The sequence below is a fragment of the Leifsonia araucanica genome, assembly GCF_051161895.1.
GTDB lineage: Bacteria > Actinomycetota > Actinomycetes > Actinomycetales > Microbacteriaceae > Leifsonia.
The window spans coordinates 3,104,643-3,120,941 of sequence record NZ_JBMBTW010000002.1 but is presented as its reverse complement, the minus strand read 5'-3'; the positions used below and the strand labels follow the sequence as shown (position 1 = coordinate 3,120,941).

The window sequence follows — 16,299 nt, the reverse complement described above, 5'->3', positions numbered from 1 at the left end:
TTTGCCTAACCTAACAAGAGCGCCGCTCCGAACGCAATCGAGCCCAGGGTTTTTCCTCGCAAGACGACGACGAAAAAGCCTGGGCTCGATGGATGCACGGGGCGCGAGAGGGCTACGGCACGCGGTACAGCCACTCCGGGGTGCCGAACTTCTCGGCGACCAGCTTCTCGGCGGCGGCGTACTCCTCCGGAGTGATGTCGCCGGGGGTGGCGCCGTAGAGCTGCGTGAAGGTCTGCTTCATGCGCTCGATGATCTCGGCGCGGGTCATGCCGGTCTGGCTGCGCAGGGGGTCGACGCGCTTCGCGGCGCTGGTGATGCCCTTGTCGCTGATCTTCTCGCGGCCGATGCGCAGCACCTCGGTCATCTTCTGGCCGTCCATGTCGTAGCTCATGGTCACGTGGTGCAGCACGGCGCCGGAGCCGAGACGCTTCTGCGCCGCCCCGCCGATCTTGCCCTTCGGGCTCGTGATGTCGTTCAGCGGCTGGTAGAACGCGTCGATGCCGAGCGACTTGAGGGCGACGATCGCCCACTCGTCGAGGAACGCGTAGCTGTCGGCGAAGCTCATCCCCTGCACCAGGTCGGCGGGCGCGTAGATCGAATAGGTGACCACCGAGCCGGCCTCCATGAACATCGCGCCCCCGCCGGAGATGCGGCGCACCACGTCGAAGCCGTACTTCTCGGCGTTCTCCGCATCCACTTCGTTCTTGACCGACTGGAAGCTGCCGATGACCACGGCGGGCTCGTCCCACTCCCAGATACGGAGGGTCGGACCGCGGCGGCCCTCCCCCACCTCGGTGGCGAGAACCTCGTCGAGCGCCATCTGCATCACGGGAGGCACGGCCTTGGAGTGCACGATCTGCCAGTCGTAGTCTCGCCAGCTGGTCGCGCGGGCGAGCGAACGGCGCACGGCGACGGCGACACCCTCCGGCGAGAACCCGAGCAGCGTGGCGCCCTCGGGCAGCGCACCGCGGACGGCGGCGGCGATGGTCGCGGCGTCCGCCTCGGCGGGGAGGCCGTTCACCGCGTTGTCGATCGCCTCCAGCGCGGTGTCCGGTTCGAGGAAGAAGTCGCCGGCCAGGCGGAAGTTCGCGAGTTTGCCGTCGATCACCTCCAGGTCGACGACGACGAGCTTGCCACCAGGAACCTTGTATTCACCGTGCATGACTACAGCCTAGATCGCCGCAGCGCCGAGCGAGCGGCTACACCCGGGACGGGATGCGGGCATCCAGCCAGGCGGTCAGGTCGGCCATGACCTCCGCCTTGTTCGTCTCGTTGTAGATCTCGTGCCGGGCGCCCGGGTAGACGATGGTGGTCACGTCGGTGAGCCCCGACCGCTTCCGGTATGCCTGCTCGAGTCTGCGGGCGCTCGCCTCGCCGCCGAGCGGGTCGTCTCCACCCACCTGGATGAGCAGCGGCAGGTCGCGCGGGAAAGACCGGGCCGGGCGGCCGAGCAGCCGGGAGGCGTCGAGCAGGCCGAACAGCTTGGCCAGCGGGACGGACGTGGTCAGTGGGTCGTCGACGAAGGCCTGGGCGACCGCGGGGTCACGGCTCAGCCACTCGACGCCGGTGGTGCCGAGGTGGGCGTGCCGCTTGTTCAGGTCGCCGCTGTTCATCGAGCCGAGCACCCGGTATGCGGTGCCGGAGAGCACGGCGGCGTCGTAGTCGCTGCTGTGTTTGTTGAGGATCATCTGGCCCATCAGCGAGCCCCAGCTGTGGCCGAAGAACACGAGTGGGAGGTCCGGGTTCTGGTCGCGGATGATCCCGGAGAAGGCGTGCAGCGCATCCACGGCGGCCCGCAGACCGCCGACCCCCAGGTGCCCGAGCTTCTCCGGGTCGTTCCACTGGGCCATGCCGGTGCGGCCGTGGCCGCGGTGGTCGTCGGCGTAGACGGTGTACCCGTCGGCGTTGAGGTGCGCGGCGAGCTCCCGGTATCGACCGGCGTGCTCGCCGACACCGTGGGCGACCTGGACCACCGCGCGGGGGGAATCGACCGGATACACGTCGTAGGTGATCGGGATGCCGGCGGCGTCGTCGTAGGTGGGCACGTCGCCATTCTGGCGCACGCCGCAGGCGAACGGGATTTATTTAGCAAGACTAATTTGTTAGGCTAACGATGTATGGCTCAGCGACTCTCCACCCACGACCTCAGCACCGCCGTCCGCATCGCGGTGGCGCGCCTGTCCCGTCGGCTGCGCGCGGAGAAGGCGGACGACGAGCTGAGCGACACGCAGACCTCGGCGCTCGCGTTCCTGGTGCGCGAAGGTTCGGGCACGATCGGGCAGCTCAGCGACCACGAGCGGGTCAAGCCGCCGTCGATGAACCGCACCATCAACTGCCTCGAAGAGGCGGGCTACGTGCGCCGCACCCCGGATGCCGACGACGGCCGCAAGGTGGTCGTCGTGCCCACGGAGCAGGGCCTCGCCCTCGTGGCGGAGACCAGGCGGCGGCGGGATGCGTGGCTGCACAAGCGACTCCGCACCCTCACGCCGGAGCAGCGCGCGACACTGGCGGACGCCGCAGCCATCCTGCGTGAGCTGGCCGATTCGTGAGTGCGATGTTCCGTTCGCTCTCCGGAGTGAACTATCGCATCTGGGCCGGCGGCGCGATCGTCTCCAACGTCGGCACCTGGATGCAGCGCACGGCCCAGGACTGGATCGTCCTCACCCAGCTCACCCACAACAACGCGGCCGCCGTCGGCTTCGTCATGGCGCTGCAGTTCGGGCCGCAGCTGCTTCTCCTGCCCGTCACGGGATGGGCGGCAGACCACCTCGATCGCCGCAAGCTGCTCATGGCCACCCAGGGGATGATGGGCACGCTCGGCCTCGGGCTGGGCATCCTGACCGTGACCGGGGTGGTGCAGCTGTGGCACGTCTACGTCTTCGCGCTGCTGCTCGGCTGCGTCGCCGCCTTCGATGCTCCGGCCAGGCAGACGTTCGTGTCCGAACTCGTGGCAGGGCCGAACCTGTCCAATGCGGTGGCCCTCAACTCCGCGTCGTTCAACATGGCGCGGCTGCTCGGTCCGGCCGTCGCCGGCCTGCTGGTCGCGGTGGTCGGCGCCGGATGGGTGTTCCTCATCAACGCGGCGACGTTCGGAGCCGTGCTGCTGTCGCTGAAATTCCTGCGGGTGGAGAAGCTGTACCGGTCCGAGCGTGCGAAGAAGCAGCGCGGCGGCCTGGTCGAGGGCTTCCGGTACGTGCGCCGCCGCCCGGACATCATGGTGATCCTGGTGATGGTGTTCCTGATCGGCACCTTCGGCCTCAACTTCCCGATCTTCATCTCGACGATGTCGGTGTCGGTGTTCCACGCCGGGGCGGGCGAGTACGGCCTGCTGTCGTCGATCATGGCGATCGGCTCCGTGGTGGGTGCGCTGCTCTCCGCCCGCCGCGAGCGTCCCCGCGTCGCCCTGCTCTTCGCCGGGGCAGCGTTCTTCGGCTTCGGCTGCGCCCTCGCCGCCGTGATGCCCGACTTCTGGCTGTTCGCCGTGGCGCTCATCGTCATCGGCGTCTCCTCGCAGACCCTGATGACCACCGCCAACGGCGTGGTGCAGATGACCACGGACCCGAAACTCCGCGGCCGCGTGATGGCGATCTACATGGCGATCTTCATGGGCGGCACCCCGGTCGGCGCCCCGATCGTCGGCTGGGTGGCCGACACGCTCGGCCCGCGCTGGGCGATGGGCGTCGGTGCAGCATCCGGTTTCGCGGCGGCGATCGTCGGCGTGTTCTACCTGGTCAAGTACCGCCACCTGCGGCTCCGCTTCGCGGCCTGGCGCCCGCGCTTCACCCTCTCGCCCCGCGAGGTCGCCCGCGAGGACCTCGCCGACACCGAGGCCACCGCCGCCCGCGCATCCTGACCCCCGGCGCCCGCCGCGAGATGCCAGCAAATGTCGCGCATCCCGGGCGTTTCGCGACAGTTAGTGGTGTCTCGCGAAGGCAGGCGCGTACTCGACGGGGGCGTGCGTGCGCAGCACGAGGGCGCGCAGCGCCTCCAGCGAGCCGCTGACCAGGCCGTGCGCCCGGGCCTGGACCAGCACGTTGCCGATGGCGGTCGCCTCGACCGGACCGGCGAGCACCGGCACGCCGCAGCGGTCGGCGACCAGCTGGCAGAGCAGCCGGTTCCGCGCCCCTCCGCCCACGATGTGCACCACGTCGACCGGACGACCGGACAGGTCGGCGGCCGACCGCACGGCCGCCGCGAACGCCTCGGCCAGGCTCTCCACGATGCTCCGCACGTATTCGACCGGCCCGGCCGGTGCCGCCACGCCGTGCTCCGCGCACCATTCCGCGATCCGCGCCGGCAGGTCCCCCGGCGCCAGGAACCGTGGGTCGTTCGCGTCGAAGACCGGCACCGGCATCCCGGCACCCAACGCCTCGGCACGCTCCAGCAGCTCCACCAGGTCCACGTCCAGCCCGGCGTCGCGCCAGCTCCGGATGCTCTCGCTCAGCAACCACAGCCCCATCACGTTGTGCAGGAACCTGACGCGCCCATCCACCCCACCCTCGTTGGTGAAGTTGGCGTCGCGCGCAGCAGCAGTCAGCACCGGATGCTCCAGCTCCACGCCCACGAGCCCCCACGTCCCGCAGGAGATGTACGCCGCGTTCGCGCTCCGCATCGGAACCGCCACCACCGCAGACGCCGTGTCGTGCGAGCCGACCGCGGTCACCACCGGGCGGCCACGACCACCACCACCATCCGGGATGCGCACCTCGCCCCGCACACTCGGCAGCAGCGGACCCAGCACGGTCCCCGCATCCACCACCGGCCGGAACACTCCCCGCGGAAGCCCCAGCGTCTCGATCAGCGCCGCGTTCCACTCCCCGTCCGGCCCGAGCAACCCGGTCGTCGACGCATTCGTGCGCTCGGCGACGCGTTCTCCGCTCAGCCAGTACGCGATCAGGTCCGGGATGAGCAGCATCGTGTCGACGCCGTCGAGCCGCCCGTCCGCGCGGTCGACTGCCAGCTGGTACAGCGTGTTGAACGGCAGGTACTGCAGCCCGTTCTGCCGGTACAGCTCGTCGGAGGGCACGCGCGCGTGCACTGCTGCCACCCCCGCCGCCGTCCGCTCGTCGCGGTAGTGGTACGGGATGCCCTGCAGCGCTCCGCCGCGCAGCAGTCCGTAGTCGACGGCCCACGCATCCACCCCCACACTGACGATGCCCGGCTCGGCGTGCAGCGCATCCCGCAGCCCGCCGATCACGTTGCGGTACAGCTCGGGGACGTTCCAGTGCAGCGCCGCCCTGTCGCCCTCCCAGATGCTGACGGGCGTGTTCGGGAACCGTGCGGCCTCGGTCAGGTCGAGCGTGTCCTGCCCGACCCTCCCGATCATGACCCGCCCGCTGGTCGCGCCGAGGTCGACGGCCGCGACGGTCCCCGTGCCAGTCATCGCAGGAACGCCGCCGCCACGCCGGCGTCCACCGGGATGTGCAGTCCCGTCGTGTGATCGAGGTCGGACGAGCACAGCACGAACACCGCGTTCGCGACGTGCTCCGGCAGCACCTCCCGCTTGAGCAGGGTGCGCTGCGCGTAGTACTGCCCCAGCTCCTCCTCCGGAACCCCGTACACCGCGGCGCGTTTGGCGCCCCAGCCGCCCGCGAAGATCCCGGAGCCGCGCACGACGCCGTCCGGGTTGATCCCGTTGACGCGCACCCCGTACTCGCCGAGCTCGGCCGCGAGCAGCCGCACCTGGTGCGCCTGGTCGGCCTTCGTCGCCGAGTACGCGATGTTGTTCGGTCCCGCGAAGATCGAGTTCTTGGACGAGATGTACACGATGTCCCCGCCGAGCTTCTGGTCGATCAGCACCCGCGCGGCGGCGCGGGACACCAGGAAGGAGCCCTTCGCCATCACGTCGTGCTGCAGCTCCCAGTCGGCCACGGTGGTTTCCAGCAGCGACTTCGACAGCGACAGCCCGGCGTTGTTGACCACCAGGTCGAGCCCGCCGAACGCCAGCAGGGACGCATCCACTGCTGCCTGCACCGCGCGCTCGTCCGTGACGTCCGCCTGCACCCCGACGGCCACATCCGTCCCGCCGATCGACGCGGCGGCATCCTGCGCCTTCGCGAGGTCGAGGTCGGCGATGACGACGCACGCACCCTCCGCCGCGAGCCGGGTGGCGATGGCCTTGCCGATGCCGGATGCCGCACCCGTCACGAGCGCGATCCGCCCGGCCAGCGGTTTCGGCTTCGGCATCCGCGCCAGCTTCGCCTCCTCCAGCGCCCAGTATTCGATGCGGAACTTCTCGGCTTCGTCGATCGGCGCGTAGGTCGACAGCGCCTCCGCTCCGCGCATCACGTTGATGGCGTTCACGTAGAACTCGCCGGCCACCCGCGCCGTCTGCTTGTTCACGCCGTAGCTGAACATCCCGACGCCGGGGATGAGCACGATCGCCGGGTCAGCGCCCCGGATCGCGGGCGACTCGGCGGTGGCGTGGCGGTCGTAGTAGGCCTGGTAGTCGGCCCGGTACGCCTCGTGCAGTTCTTCCAGCCGCGCCACCGAGTCCTCCACGGACGCGTCGGCGGGCAGGTCGAGCACCAGCGGCTTCACCTTCGTGCGCAGGAAGTGGTCAGGGCAGGAGGTGCCGAGCGCCGCCAGCCGTGGATGCTCGGAGCGCGCCAGGAAGTCGAGCACCGTCTCCGAGTCGGTGAAGTGCCCGACCTGCACCCTGTCCGTCGACGCCAGCGCCCGCAGGTGCGGGGCGAGCGCCGCCGCTTTCGCGCGGCGCTCCGCCTCCGGCAGTGCGCTGCAACCGTCCAGGACGGTTCCGAACGGCTCGTCCCTCCCGTGCTCCGCGATGTACGCGGCGGCCGTCTCGATGATCCACAGCGAGTTCGCCTCCGCCTCCTCCGAGGTCGCGCCCCACGCGGTGATGCCGTGACCGCCCAGGATGCAGCCGATCGCCTCCGGATGCGCTGCCTTCAGCTCCGCGATGTCGAGCCCGAGCTGGAAGCCGGGACGCCGCCACGGCACCCACAGCACCCGTCCTCCGAACGCCTCAGCGGTCAGCCGCTCACCGTCGGCGGCCGTCGCGAACGCGATCCCGGAATCGGGATGCAGGTGGTCGACGTGCGCGGCATCCACCAGCCCGTGCATGGCCGTGTCGATCGACGGCGCTGCGCCGCCTTTTCCGTGGAGCGTGTAGTCGAACGCGGCGACCATCTCGTCCTCGCGCTCGACACCGGGGTACACGCCCACCAGCGCGCGCAGCCGGTCGAGCCGCAGCACGGCCAGCCCCGCCTCGGTCAGTGTGCCCAGGTCTCCTCCCGAGCCTTTCACCCAGAGCAGCTCGACCGGTTCGCCCGTGACGGGATCCGTGTCCGTGCCCTTCGCCGACGTGTTGCCGCCCGCGTAGTTGGTGTTGCGCGGATCGGCGCCGAGGCGGTTGGACCGGGCGATCAGCGCCTCCGCCGCTTCGGCGGCCATCAGGCGCCCCATCCCGCCTGCACGCCGCCGACCCTGTCCGCCTCGATCCGCTCCTGGTATCCGGATGCCGCATACGCCTTCATCGGATCGGCCGGGAGCCCGCGGGACTCGCGCCACTCGGCGAGCGCCGGGCGCACATCCGTGTAGAACGCGTCCATCAGGATGCCGTTGGCGCCGAGCACGTCGCCGGCGGCCTGGGCGGCGGAGAGCGCCTCCCTGTCGATCAGCAGCGCGCGGGCGGTCATCTCCTGCACGTTGAGCACCGACCGGATCTGACCGGGGATCTTCTTCTCGATGTTGTGGCACTGGTCGAGCATGAACGCCACATCCGGGTTGTTGAGCCCACCGCCGCGCACCACCTCGGCGATGATGCGGAACAGCTGGAACGGGTCGGCAGCGCCCACGATCAGGTCATCGTCGGCGTAGAACCGCGAGTTGAAGTCGAACGAGCCAAGCTTCCCGAGCCGCAGCAGCTGCGCAACGATGAACTCGATGTTCGTGCCGGGCGCGTGGTGCCCGGTGTCCAGGCAGACGTACGCCTTGTCGCCGAGCGCGACGGTGTGCGCGTAGCTGGTCCCCCAGTCCGGAACGTCGGTGTGATAGAACGCCGGCTCGAAGAACTTGTACTCGAGCACGAGCCTCTGGTCGTCGCCGAGCCGCGCGTAGATCGCGGCCAGCGACTCGGCGAGACGGTCCTGCCTGGCCCGGATGTCGTCCTGGCCCGGATAGTTCGTGCCGTCCGCGAGCCAGATCTTCAGATCGCGGCTGCCGGTCTGGTCCATCACGTCGATGCAGCGGAAGTGGTGGTCGATCGCCTTCTGCCTGATCGCCGGATCGCTGTGGGTCACCGAGCCAAGCTTGTACGCGTCGTCCTGGAACGTGTTCGAGTTCACCGTGCCGAGCGACACCCCGTTGTCCTCCGCGTGCTTGCGCAGGTCGGAGTACGAATCGACCACATCCCACGGGATGTGCAGCGCCACCTTCGGGGCGAGCCCGGTGTGCTTGTGCACCTGCGCGGCGTCCGAGATCTTCTCGAACGGGTCACGCGGGGTGCCTGGCGATCCGAACACCTTGAACCGGGTGCCCGAGTTGCCGAACGCCCAGGATGGGAGCTCGATCGCCTGGTCGGCGAGGTCCGCTGCGATGGCGGTGAGGTCAGTCATGGTGCCTGGTCATTTCTCTGAAGCGGTGGCTGCGGCGAGCGCGGGAGCAGCGAAGGGGACGGTCACGGAGACGGGGCCTCCGCTGAGCTGCCGGTCGTCCTGGCCGGGCAGACGGAGCACGCCGTCCACTCCGGCGGGGAGTTCGGCGTCGACGGTGAGCTCGTCGCCGTCGACGGTCCAGTGCACGGCGACGCGGCCGTGCGGGGTGTCGAGCGTCGTCTCCGCCTCGGTGATGCCGCCTCCGGGCTGCGGGGCGACGAGCACCTTCGCGTATCCGGGGGCGAGCGGGGCGAGACCGCCGACGACCCTGTGCATCCAGTCGGCGACCGCGCCGAGCGCGTAGTGGTTGAACGACGTCATCTCGCCCGGGTTGATAGTGCCGTCCGGCAGCATCGAGTCCCAGCGCTCCCAGATCGTGGTCGCGCCCATCGTCACCGGGTAGAGCCACGACGGGCACTCGCGTTCGAGCAGGAGCCGGTACGCCGCATCCAGGTGCCCGGTCTTCGTGAGCGCGTCGGTGATGAACGGTGTTCCGGCGAACCCGGTGGAGATGCGGTAGCCGGCCTCTGCGCTGAGCTCGGCGAGCCGGGCGCCGGCGGCGGCCTCGTCGGCGGCGTCGAGCAGTCCGAACACGATGGCCAGCGCGTACACCGTGGTGCAGTCGCTCTTCACGACGCCGTCGTTCACGTATTCACGGTTGAACGCCTCGCGCAGGCCGGTCGCGATCCGCTCGAACTCCGCCTGCTCCTCCGTGCGGCCGAGCAGCGCCGCCGTCTCTGCGACGATCCGTGCAGAGTGGTACGCGCACGCGGTGGCCACCACGCCCTTGTCCGCCTTGGCCTTCGCGGGGTCCTCCGGCGGAGCATCCGGGTCGAGCCAGTCGCCGAACTGGAAGTTGCCGTCCCAGACCCCTGCGGGAGACAGGAGCGACTTCACGCGGCGCACGTGACTGGCCATCGAGTCGAACTGGCGGCCGAGCACATCCTGGTCGCCGTATGCCTGGTAGAGCGTCCAGGGCACCCAGACGGCCGCGTCGCTCCAGATCGCCGTGGAGTCCGCAGGGCCGAACTCGGTCGGGATCTCGCCGTCGGTGTACTTCAGCACATCCGGGATGACGAACCCGACGATGCCGTCGTGGTGCCGCTGCTCCGCGTCGAGGTCGATCAGCCAGTCCGAGAGGAAGGAGTCGACGTCGAAGAGGAAGGCTGCCGTCGGCGCGAACGCGGCGATGTCGCCCGTCCAGCCGAGGCGCTCGTCGCGCTGCGGGCAGTCTGTCGGCACGTCGACGAAGTTGCCGCGCATGCCCCAGACCACGTTCTCGTGGAACTGGTTCAGCATCGGATCGGAGCTGCGGAAGGTGCCGATGCGCTCCAGGTCGGAGCCGATGGCGACGGCGGTCAGGTCATCCGCCGTCAGCTCGCCCGGCCATCCGGAGACCTCGGCGTAGCGGAAGCCGTGGAAGGTGAACGTGGGTTCGAACACGTCGTCGCCGCCGCTCAGGATGTAGCGGTCGGTGGCGAGGGCGGAGCGCAGCGGCCGGGTGCCCAGCTCGCCGTGCTCGAGCACCTCCGCGTGCCGGATGGTGACCTCGGCGCCCTCGTCGCCCCGGACCGAGACGCGCACCCAGCCGACGAGGTTCTGCCCGAAGTCCACGAGCGTCTTGCCGGAGGGCGATGTGCTGATCTCCACGACCGGCAGCTCGTTCCAGCGGTGGACGCGCGGCCCGACGTACGGGGTCAGGATGGCGGTGTCGAAGTCCAGAGCGTGAACGCCCACCCAGCCGTCGCCCGCGAATCCGGCGGAGAGCCAGGAGTCGTCCCTGCGGCGGGCGTCGATGGTCTCTCCGTCGTAGAGGTCGTTCGCGAGCACCGGGCTCGGCCCGGCGGTCCATCCACCGTCGGCGTCCGTCACGACCGTCTGGGTCGAGCCGTCGGCGAAGGTGACCTCCAGCTGCGCGAACGCGCCGAGCTCCGAGCCGTAGAAGCCGGAGCGTCCCGTCCAGCCGAGCCTGCCGCGGTACCAGCCGTTTCCGAGGGCGATGCCGAGCACGCCGACACCACCCTCCGCGCCCTCCGCACTCCCCGCGTCGCCGGCCAGCAGATCCGTCACGTCGTACTCCGCATAGCGCAGGCGCCACTCGTAGCTGCTCCATCCGGGAGTCAGCAGGTCGTCGGAGACGGGGCGGCCGTTCAGCCACGCCTCCACCACGCCGAGCGCGCTCAGGGTGAGGGTCGCGTTGGTCACGGCGCCGTGGCCGCCGTCGATGCCGAACTCGCGGCGGAGCAGCGGTGCCCCGTCGAAGTCGTCGTCCGCGGCGATCATGCGAGCTTGCCAGTTCATTGATGTCACTCCAGTGTTCTCGTTCGTGGTCACGGTGATGTCAGCCCTTGACGGCGCCGCTGGTGATGCCGGCGACGATCTGCCTGTTGAAGAAGATGTATGCGATGAGCGGAGGGATGGTGATGAGGAAAATGGCCATGAAGAGCAGGTTGTAGAAGCTCAGGTTCTGGCCGGAGAAGGTGTACAGCGCGAGCTGCACTGTCACGTTCTGGTCGCCGGGGAGGAAGTAGAGCGGTCCGGCGAAGTCGTTGAAGACGAACACCGACTGCACGACGATCACGGTCACCACGACCGGGCGCAGCAGCGGGAGCACCACCCGGAAGAAGAGCCGGATGGGGCCGGAGCCGTCGAGCACCGCCGCCTCGTCCAGCTCCCTCGGAATGTTCCCGACGAACGCCCGGAACAGCAGGATGCAGAACGAGAGCCCGAAGGTCGCCTCGACCAGGATCATCCCGGGCATCGTGCCGAACAGCTGCAGCCCCTGCAGCACCCAGATGGTCGGGACGACGGCGGGAGGCACGATCAGCCCGGCGAGCACGAAGAAGTTGACGACGGGGCCCCACTTGCTCTTCTTGCGGGCGAGCACGTACCCGGCCATCGCCGACAGCACCACCATGATCGCGACAGCGCCGATGGTGAGGATCGCGCTGTTGATGATGGCGCGCCAGATGACGCCGTCGTTGGAGTTCAGCGTCTCCCAGAAGTTCTGGAAGAACAGGAACTCCTTCGGCCAGGAGAACGCGAGGTTCGATGCCTCAGCAGGGGACTTCGCCGCCTGCAGCAGCACGAAGACGAAGGGGACGAGGAAGACGACGACGGAGACGACGATCGCGATGATGCCGACGATCCAGGCCCTTGTACGCTCGCGGCTCACAGCTCCACCTGCTTTCTGTTGAGGAAGTACGAGAGCGGCACCATGATCACCGTGACGACGAGGAACAGGACGACGTTGCCGGCGGTCGACAGACCGTAGAAGCCCGCCTGGTACTGCTTGTAGATCACGGAGGCGATCACGTCGCTGGTGAAGCCCGGCCCGCCTCCCGTGGTGGCCCAGATGATGTCGAACGACCGCAGGCCGCCGATCAGCGACAGGATGATGACGGTCGCCGTCGCGCCGCGGGTCAGAGGCATCGTGATCTGGCGCAGGATCTTCCAGGAGCTCGCCCCGTCGATCTTTGCCGCCTCGAAGTACTCGTTCGGGATGGCGACGATGCCCGCCATGAAGATCAGGGTCGCGATGCCGACACCCTTCCAGATGTCGACGCCGGCGATGGAGTAGAGCGCGAGGTTCGGGTCGGTGAACCAGCCGGGCTGCGGGAGCCCGAAGAATCCGAGGACGGCGTTGACCATCCCGTGGAAGGGGTCGAGCAGCGACTTCCACATGATGCCGACGCCGATGGTGGAGAGCAGCACGGGGAAGAAGACGACGGCCCTGAGGTAGCCGCGGCCGACGATCGGCCCGGTGAGCAGGATCGCGAGGAAGAAGCCGATGATGACCTTCGCACCCGACGTGATCACCGCGTAGATCAGGGTGTGGATGAAGCTCGTGTAGAGCTGAGGGTCGCGGAAGAACTGGACGAAGTTGTCGAAGCCGATGAACTGCGAGTCGAACAGCGACCAGCGGGTCAGCGAGAAGTAGAACGACGAGAACGTCGGGATGGCGAAGAACACGACGTAGAGCGCGACCGCCGGGATGAAGAACCAGGTCGGGTAGTACGACTTGATCGGTCGCCGCTTCTTCGGTGGCGGCGTGATGTCCGCGATGATGTCGGCCGCTTGGATGGCGGTCGCTGGGTTGGCCGTCGACATGTTTTACTCCTCGTCGAGTTCAGTGCGATGGTGCTGTGGTGCTGTGCGGGGCCGACGGCCGTGGCCATCGGCCCCGCAGTGCTACGCAGTGCTGCGTCGTCCCGGGTTACCAGCCCTTGAGGCCGAGCTGCTGCGCCTGCGCCTTCACATCGTTGTCGTAGAGCGCAGCGCCCGCCTTGGCATCCGTGATGCCGGAGCCGACCTGGATGAGGATCTTCTCGAGGTTCGGTCCCTTGATCGGGGAGAGGAACTCGAGCGCCAGCCCGGTCTGCTTGGCCTCCTGGTACTTCAACTCGTCCGCGACGAGGGCGGGAGCGTCATCCGGGAGCTTGCAGCTGCTGATCGCGAACGGCCCGGCGGGGACACCGGCCGAGTTCTGCACGTCACAGCCCTTCGGCGAGTTGATGAACGCCACCAGCTTCTTGGCGGCCGTCAGCTTGTCGCCCGTCGTCGACTTCGGGATGTACGCGCCGTTCGCCTCCCAGACCGTCGCCTGGCCTTCGCCGGAGTCGGCGGGCATCGCGAAGTAGCCGATGTCGTTGACCTGGTCGGGGTTGCTCTGCACCACGTTGCTGATCACCGCGGTGATCATCGGGTACTGCGCAGCCTCGCCGGTGGCGAGCAGCTTGAGCGCGTTCACGTTGGTCAAGGACGCGTAGTCCTTGTTCATCAGACCCTTGTCGAAGACCTCCTGCGTGTGCGTGAAGCCGGCGAGCGCGGGCGGGTTGACGTACTTGGCCTTGTTCTCGGTGTACTTCGTCGCCCACTCGGGATCCTGCTTGCTGACGTTGGCGAAGTCGGCGAGGACGAAGAGCTGGCTGGTCCAGGTGTCCCCGTACGACTGGAGCACCGGGATGATGCCCGCCGCCTTGATCTTCTCGCTGTTGCTGATGAACTCGGCCCAGGTCTTCGGCACGGTCAGCCCGAGCTTCTCGTAGACCTTCTTGTTGTACATGATGCCGCCGTTGAAGGTCGTGCCCCACGGTGCGCCGTACGTCGCCTTCGACGTGCTGACGGTCTTCTTGAAGTCGGGGGTCAGTTCCTTCACCCATGCCTCGTCGGTGAGGGGCTGAAGCTGCGTGTCCGGGTTGAGCGCCTGGAACAGCGATCCGGAGTTGTAGAGGAAGACGTCGTCCATCGTGCGGGTGGAGAGCCTGGTCTTGATCAGGTTGTCGCCGTCCGTGCCGCCTGGGCGCGTGTTCACCTTGACCTTGATCGACGGGTTCTCCTTCATGAATCCGTCGGCGATCGACTTGGCGAACTTGGTCGCAGCTGGGTCGTTTCCGCCGGCCATGAGGGTGATGGACGATCCGCCGCCGCCGCTCGATGAGCAGGCGACGAGAGTGGCGGCCAGCACGGCTGTGCTGGCGACTGTGGCGGCAACGCGAGCTGCCGTCCTTCGAGAGAACATGAATACCTCCTTGTATTGGCGCTGCAGGTCCCAGAGTGCGCGCTGGGTTCGCATTGAAACGCTTCATTTGAAGATAGGGGGCGGGTGGAGGGACGTCAACACGCGATTGTAACGATTCAGTAACGAGCCGTTTTTTGTTGTCCTTCCCGGCAATTCACTCGGGATGCGGGGAAGGACTATCGTTCAACCCATCGGCAGCCCGCGCCGCCAGCGATTCGTCGCAGGGGCGACGCGTGTTAACGATTCAATGTCCTAAACTGCGATCGGGAGGGCGATCATGGCATCGGCGAGCGTGAAGGATGTGGCCGCACTGGCCCGCGTCTCCATCGGCACCGTCTCGAACGTGCTGAACCGGCCGGAGATCGTCTCCCCGGAGACGGTGGAGCGGGTCACCCTGGCGATGGAGAAATTGTCGTACGTGCGCAACGAGGCGGCCAGGCAGCTCCGCGTCGGCCACAGCAACGCGCTCGGCCTGATCACCCTGAGCGGCAGCAACCCGTTCTTCACCGAGCTGACCACCGCCGCAGAAGACGGTGCGGCCCTGGCCGGATACTCGGTCATCGCCGGCAACAGCGACGAGAAGAAGGAACGCGAGTCCGGCTACCTCACCCTGTTCGAGGAGCTGCGCGTCCGCGGCGTTCTCATCTCCCCGGTGGGCAACGTGGCGCCCAGGCTACGCCGGATGCGCGACCGCGGCATCCCGTCTGTGCTCGTCGACCGGGTGAGCAAGGACGTGTCGATCAGCTCGGTCTCCGTGGACGACATCGCCGGCGGAGCGCTGGCCGCCCAGCACCTGATCGACACGGGCAGGCGGCGGATCGCGTTCGTCGGGGGCCCGCTCGAGATCCGGCAGGTGAGCGACCGTCTGCAGGGCGCGCGGCAGGCCGTCGCCGCGCATCCGGGTGTCACCATCGAGGCGATCACGCTCCCCGCGCTGACCGTGCAGGAGGGCCGCCGGGCGGGCGACGCCATCGTGGACCGCTCCCCCGCCGAGCGCCCGGACGCCGTCTTCGCCGCGAACGACCTCCTCGCGATCGGGCTGCTGCAGGCCCTGTTCATGCAGGGCAAGATCGCCATCCCGGATGAGATCGCGCTGGTCGGCTACGACGACATCCTGTTCGCGAGCGCATCGGTGGTCCCGCTCACCTCGATCCGTCAGCCGAGCCGCCTCATCGGCGAGACCGCCGTCGACATCCTGCTCCAAGAGGCGGACGACCCCGACCTCGAACCCCGTCAGATCCTGTACCAGCCGGAGCTGGTCGTCCGGGCGAGCAGCTCGGACTGACCCCTGCCGTCGCCACGCGGGCGCCACCACCGTCTCCCGCGCATTGAAGCGATTCACCCCGAATGGAGACCCACCGTTGCCGCACCATGACCAGGCCATCGAACGCTACCTCGCCCGCGAGACGGCACGGCCGGACACCGTCGCCGTCATCCTCACGGGCTCCGTCGCGCGCGGCACGGAGCGCGTCGACTCGGACGTCGACCTCTACCTCGTCGTGACCGAGGAGCGCTGGGCGGACGCCGACGCCGCCGACCTCCTGATGTACACCGAGGACCACGACATCGGCTACGACGGCGGCTACTTCGACGTCAAGCTCGCCACCCTGTCCTACCTCGACGATGCCGCCGACCGCGGCGACGACCCGGTGCGCGACTCCTTCGCCGCATCCCGGGTCGTCTTCAGCCGCGTCGACGACCTGGATGCACGCATCGCCCGCATCCACCCGTCGTCCCTCCCTGAGGCCGAGTGGGACGCCAAGGTGGCGTCGTTCCTCGCGCAGGCCAGGCTGTACGGAGGGTACTTCCTGCAGCAGGCGGCCGCGAGCGGCGACCAGCTGCTGCTGCGGCACGCGTCCGTGCACCTCGTCACCTCGGCCGCGCGGGCGCTGCTCGCGGCCAACCGCGTCGCATTCCCCGGCCCCAAATACCTGACGAAGCTCGTCGCCGGGCTGGACAGCAAGCCCGACGGTTTCGACGCCCTGCTCACGGCCGTGCTCGCCGATCCGACCCCCGCCACCGCCGACGCGCTCCTCGCCTCGCTGGAAGCCTTCACCGGAGACCTGCTCCCGCCCGCGCACACGCTCTCCCGTTTCGCCCGAGACAACGAGCTCGCCTGGCGCTACCGCACCGCTCCGCCCGAGTACTCCTGACGTGCAC

General features: G+C 68.6%; 13 protein-coding genes. 4 read left to right on the top strand and 9 right to left on the bottom strand.

The window, feature by feature from the left end:
* Nucleotides 1–112: 112 nt before the first annotated feature.
* The gene (lplAB, locus tag ACN6M5_RS15100; RefSeq protein ID WP_434951034.1) at nt 113–1,162 is read right to left on the bottom strand and encodes a lipoate-protein ligase LplAB; all 1,050 of its coding nucleotides are present in this window, start codon (nt 1,160–1,162) and stop codon (nt 113–115) included.
* Nucleotides 1,163–1,199: 37 nt separating this feature from the next.
* Nucleotides 1,200–2,045 (bottom strand): alpha/beta fold hydrolase, encoded by an 846-nt coding sequence (locus tag ACN6M5_RS15095; protein WP_434951032.1) that lies wholly within the window; start codon nt 2,043–2,045, stop codon nt 1,200–1,202.
* A 72-nt stretch (nt 2,046–2,117) separates the two neighbouring features.
* Between ACN6M5_RS15095 and ACN6M5_RS15090 the strand changes: the two genes are divergently transcribed.
* Together ACN6M5_RS15090 and ACN6M5_RS15085 are read left to right on the top strand one after the other, a co-directional pair.
* Nucleotides 2,118–2,549 (top strand): MarR family winged helix-turn-helix transcriptional regulator, encoded by a 432-nt coding sequence (locus ACN6M5_RS15090; protein ID WP_434951030.1) that lies wholly within the window; start codon nt 2,118–2,120, stop codon nt 2,547–2,549.
* Nucleotides 2,550–2,554: 5 nt separating this feature from the next.
* The gene (locus ACN6M5_RS15085) at nt 2,555–3,853 is read left to right on the top strand and encodes an MFS transporter (RefSeq protein WP_085369676.1); all 1,299 of its coding nucleotides are present in this window, start codon (nt 2,555–2,557) and stop codon (nt 3,851–3,853) included.
* 60 nt (nt 3,854–3,913) lie between these two features.
* Here ACN6M5_RS15085 and ACN6M5_RS15080 read toward each other — a convergent pair whose 3' ends face one another.
* The 7 genes from ACN6M5_RS15080 to ACN6M5_RS15050 all read right to left on the bottom strand — a co-directional run bounded on the left by ACN6M5_RS15080 (nt 3,914) and on the right by ACN6M5_RS15050 (nt 14,139).
* The gene (locus ACN6M5_RS15080) at nt 3,914–5,383 is read right to left on the bottom strand and encodes a rhamnulokinase (protein ID WP_434951027.1); all 1,470 of its coding nucleotides are present in this window, start codon (nt 5,381–5,383) and stop codon (nt 3,914–3,916) included.
* A complete protein-coding gene (locus ACN6M5_RS15075; RefSeq protein ID WP_434951025.1) occupies nt 5,380–7,416 on the bottom strand; it encodes a bifunctional aldolase/short-chain dehydrogenase in 2,037 nt (678 codons plus the stop codon). The genes ACN6M5_RS15080 and ACN6M5_RS15075 overlap by 4 nt, the downstream gene beginning before the upstream one ends.
* Entirely contained in the window at nt 7,416–8,579 is a 1,164-nt protein-coding gene (rhaI, locus tag ACN6M5_RS15070) for an L-rhamnose isomerase (RefSeq protein WP_434951023.1), read from the bottom strand. The genes ACN6M5_RS15075 and rhaI overlap by 1 nt, the downstream gene beginning before the upstream one ends.
* A 9-nt stretch (nt 8,580–8,588) precedes the next feature.
* Nucleotides 8,589–10,919, bottom strand: a complete 2,331-nt coding sequence (locus ACN6M5_RS15065) for an alpha-L-rhamnosidase (RefSeq protein ID WP_434951021.1) — start codon at nt 10,917–10,919, stop codon at nt 8,589–8,591.
* A 40-nt stretch (nt 10,920–10,959) separates the two neighbouring features.
* Complete coding sequence (locus tag ACN6M5_RS15060) at nt 10,960–11,793, bottom strand: carbohydrate ABC transporter permease (RefSeq protein ID WP_085369685.1); 834 nt, start codon at nt 11,791–11,793, stop codon at nt 10,960–10,962.
* The gene (locus ACN6M5_RS15055) at nt 11,790–12,728 is read right to left on the bottom strand and encodes a carbohydrate ABC transporter permease (protein WP_168688389.1); all 939 of its coding nucleotides are present in this window, start codon (nt 12,726–12,728) and stop codon (nt 11,790–11,792) included. The genes ACN6M5_RS15060 and ACN6M5_RS15055 overlap by 4 nt, the downstream gene beginning before the upstream one ends.
* Nucleotides 12,729–12,834: 106 nt before the next feature.
* The gene (locus ACN6M5_RS15050; protein ID WP_434951018.1) at nt 12,835–14,139 is read right to left on the bottom strand and encodes an ABC transporter substrate-binding protein; all 1,305 of its coding nucleotides are present in this window, start codon (nt 14,137–14,139) and stop codon (nt 12,835–12,837) included.
* Nucleotides 14,140–14,416: 277 nt separating this feature from the next.
* Between ACN6M5_RS15050 and ACN6M5_RS15045 the strand changes: the two genes are divergently transcribed.
* The gene (locus tag ACN6M5_RS15045) at nt 14,417–15,424 is read left to right on the top strand and encodes a LacI family DNA-binding transcriptional regulator (protein WP_434951016.1); all 1,008 of its coding nucleotides are present in this window, start codon (nt 14,417–14,419) and stop codon (nt 15,422–15,424) included.
* A gap of 76 nt (nt 15,425–15,500) precedes the next feature.
* On the top strand, nt 15,501–16,292 hold the full coding sequence (locus tag ACN6M5_RS15040; protein ID WP_434951014.1) for a nucleotidyltransferase domain-containing protein: 792 nt from the start codon (nt 15,501–15,503) through the stop codon (nt 16,290–16,292).
* The last annotated feature ends 7 nt before the right edge of the window (nt 16,293–16,299 follow it).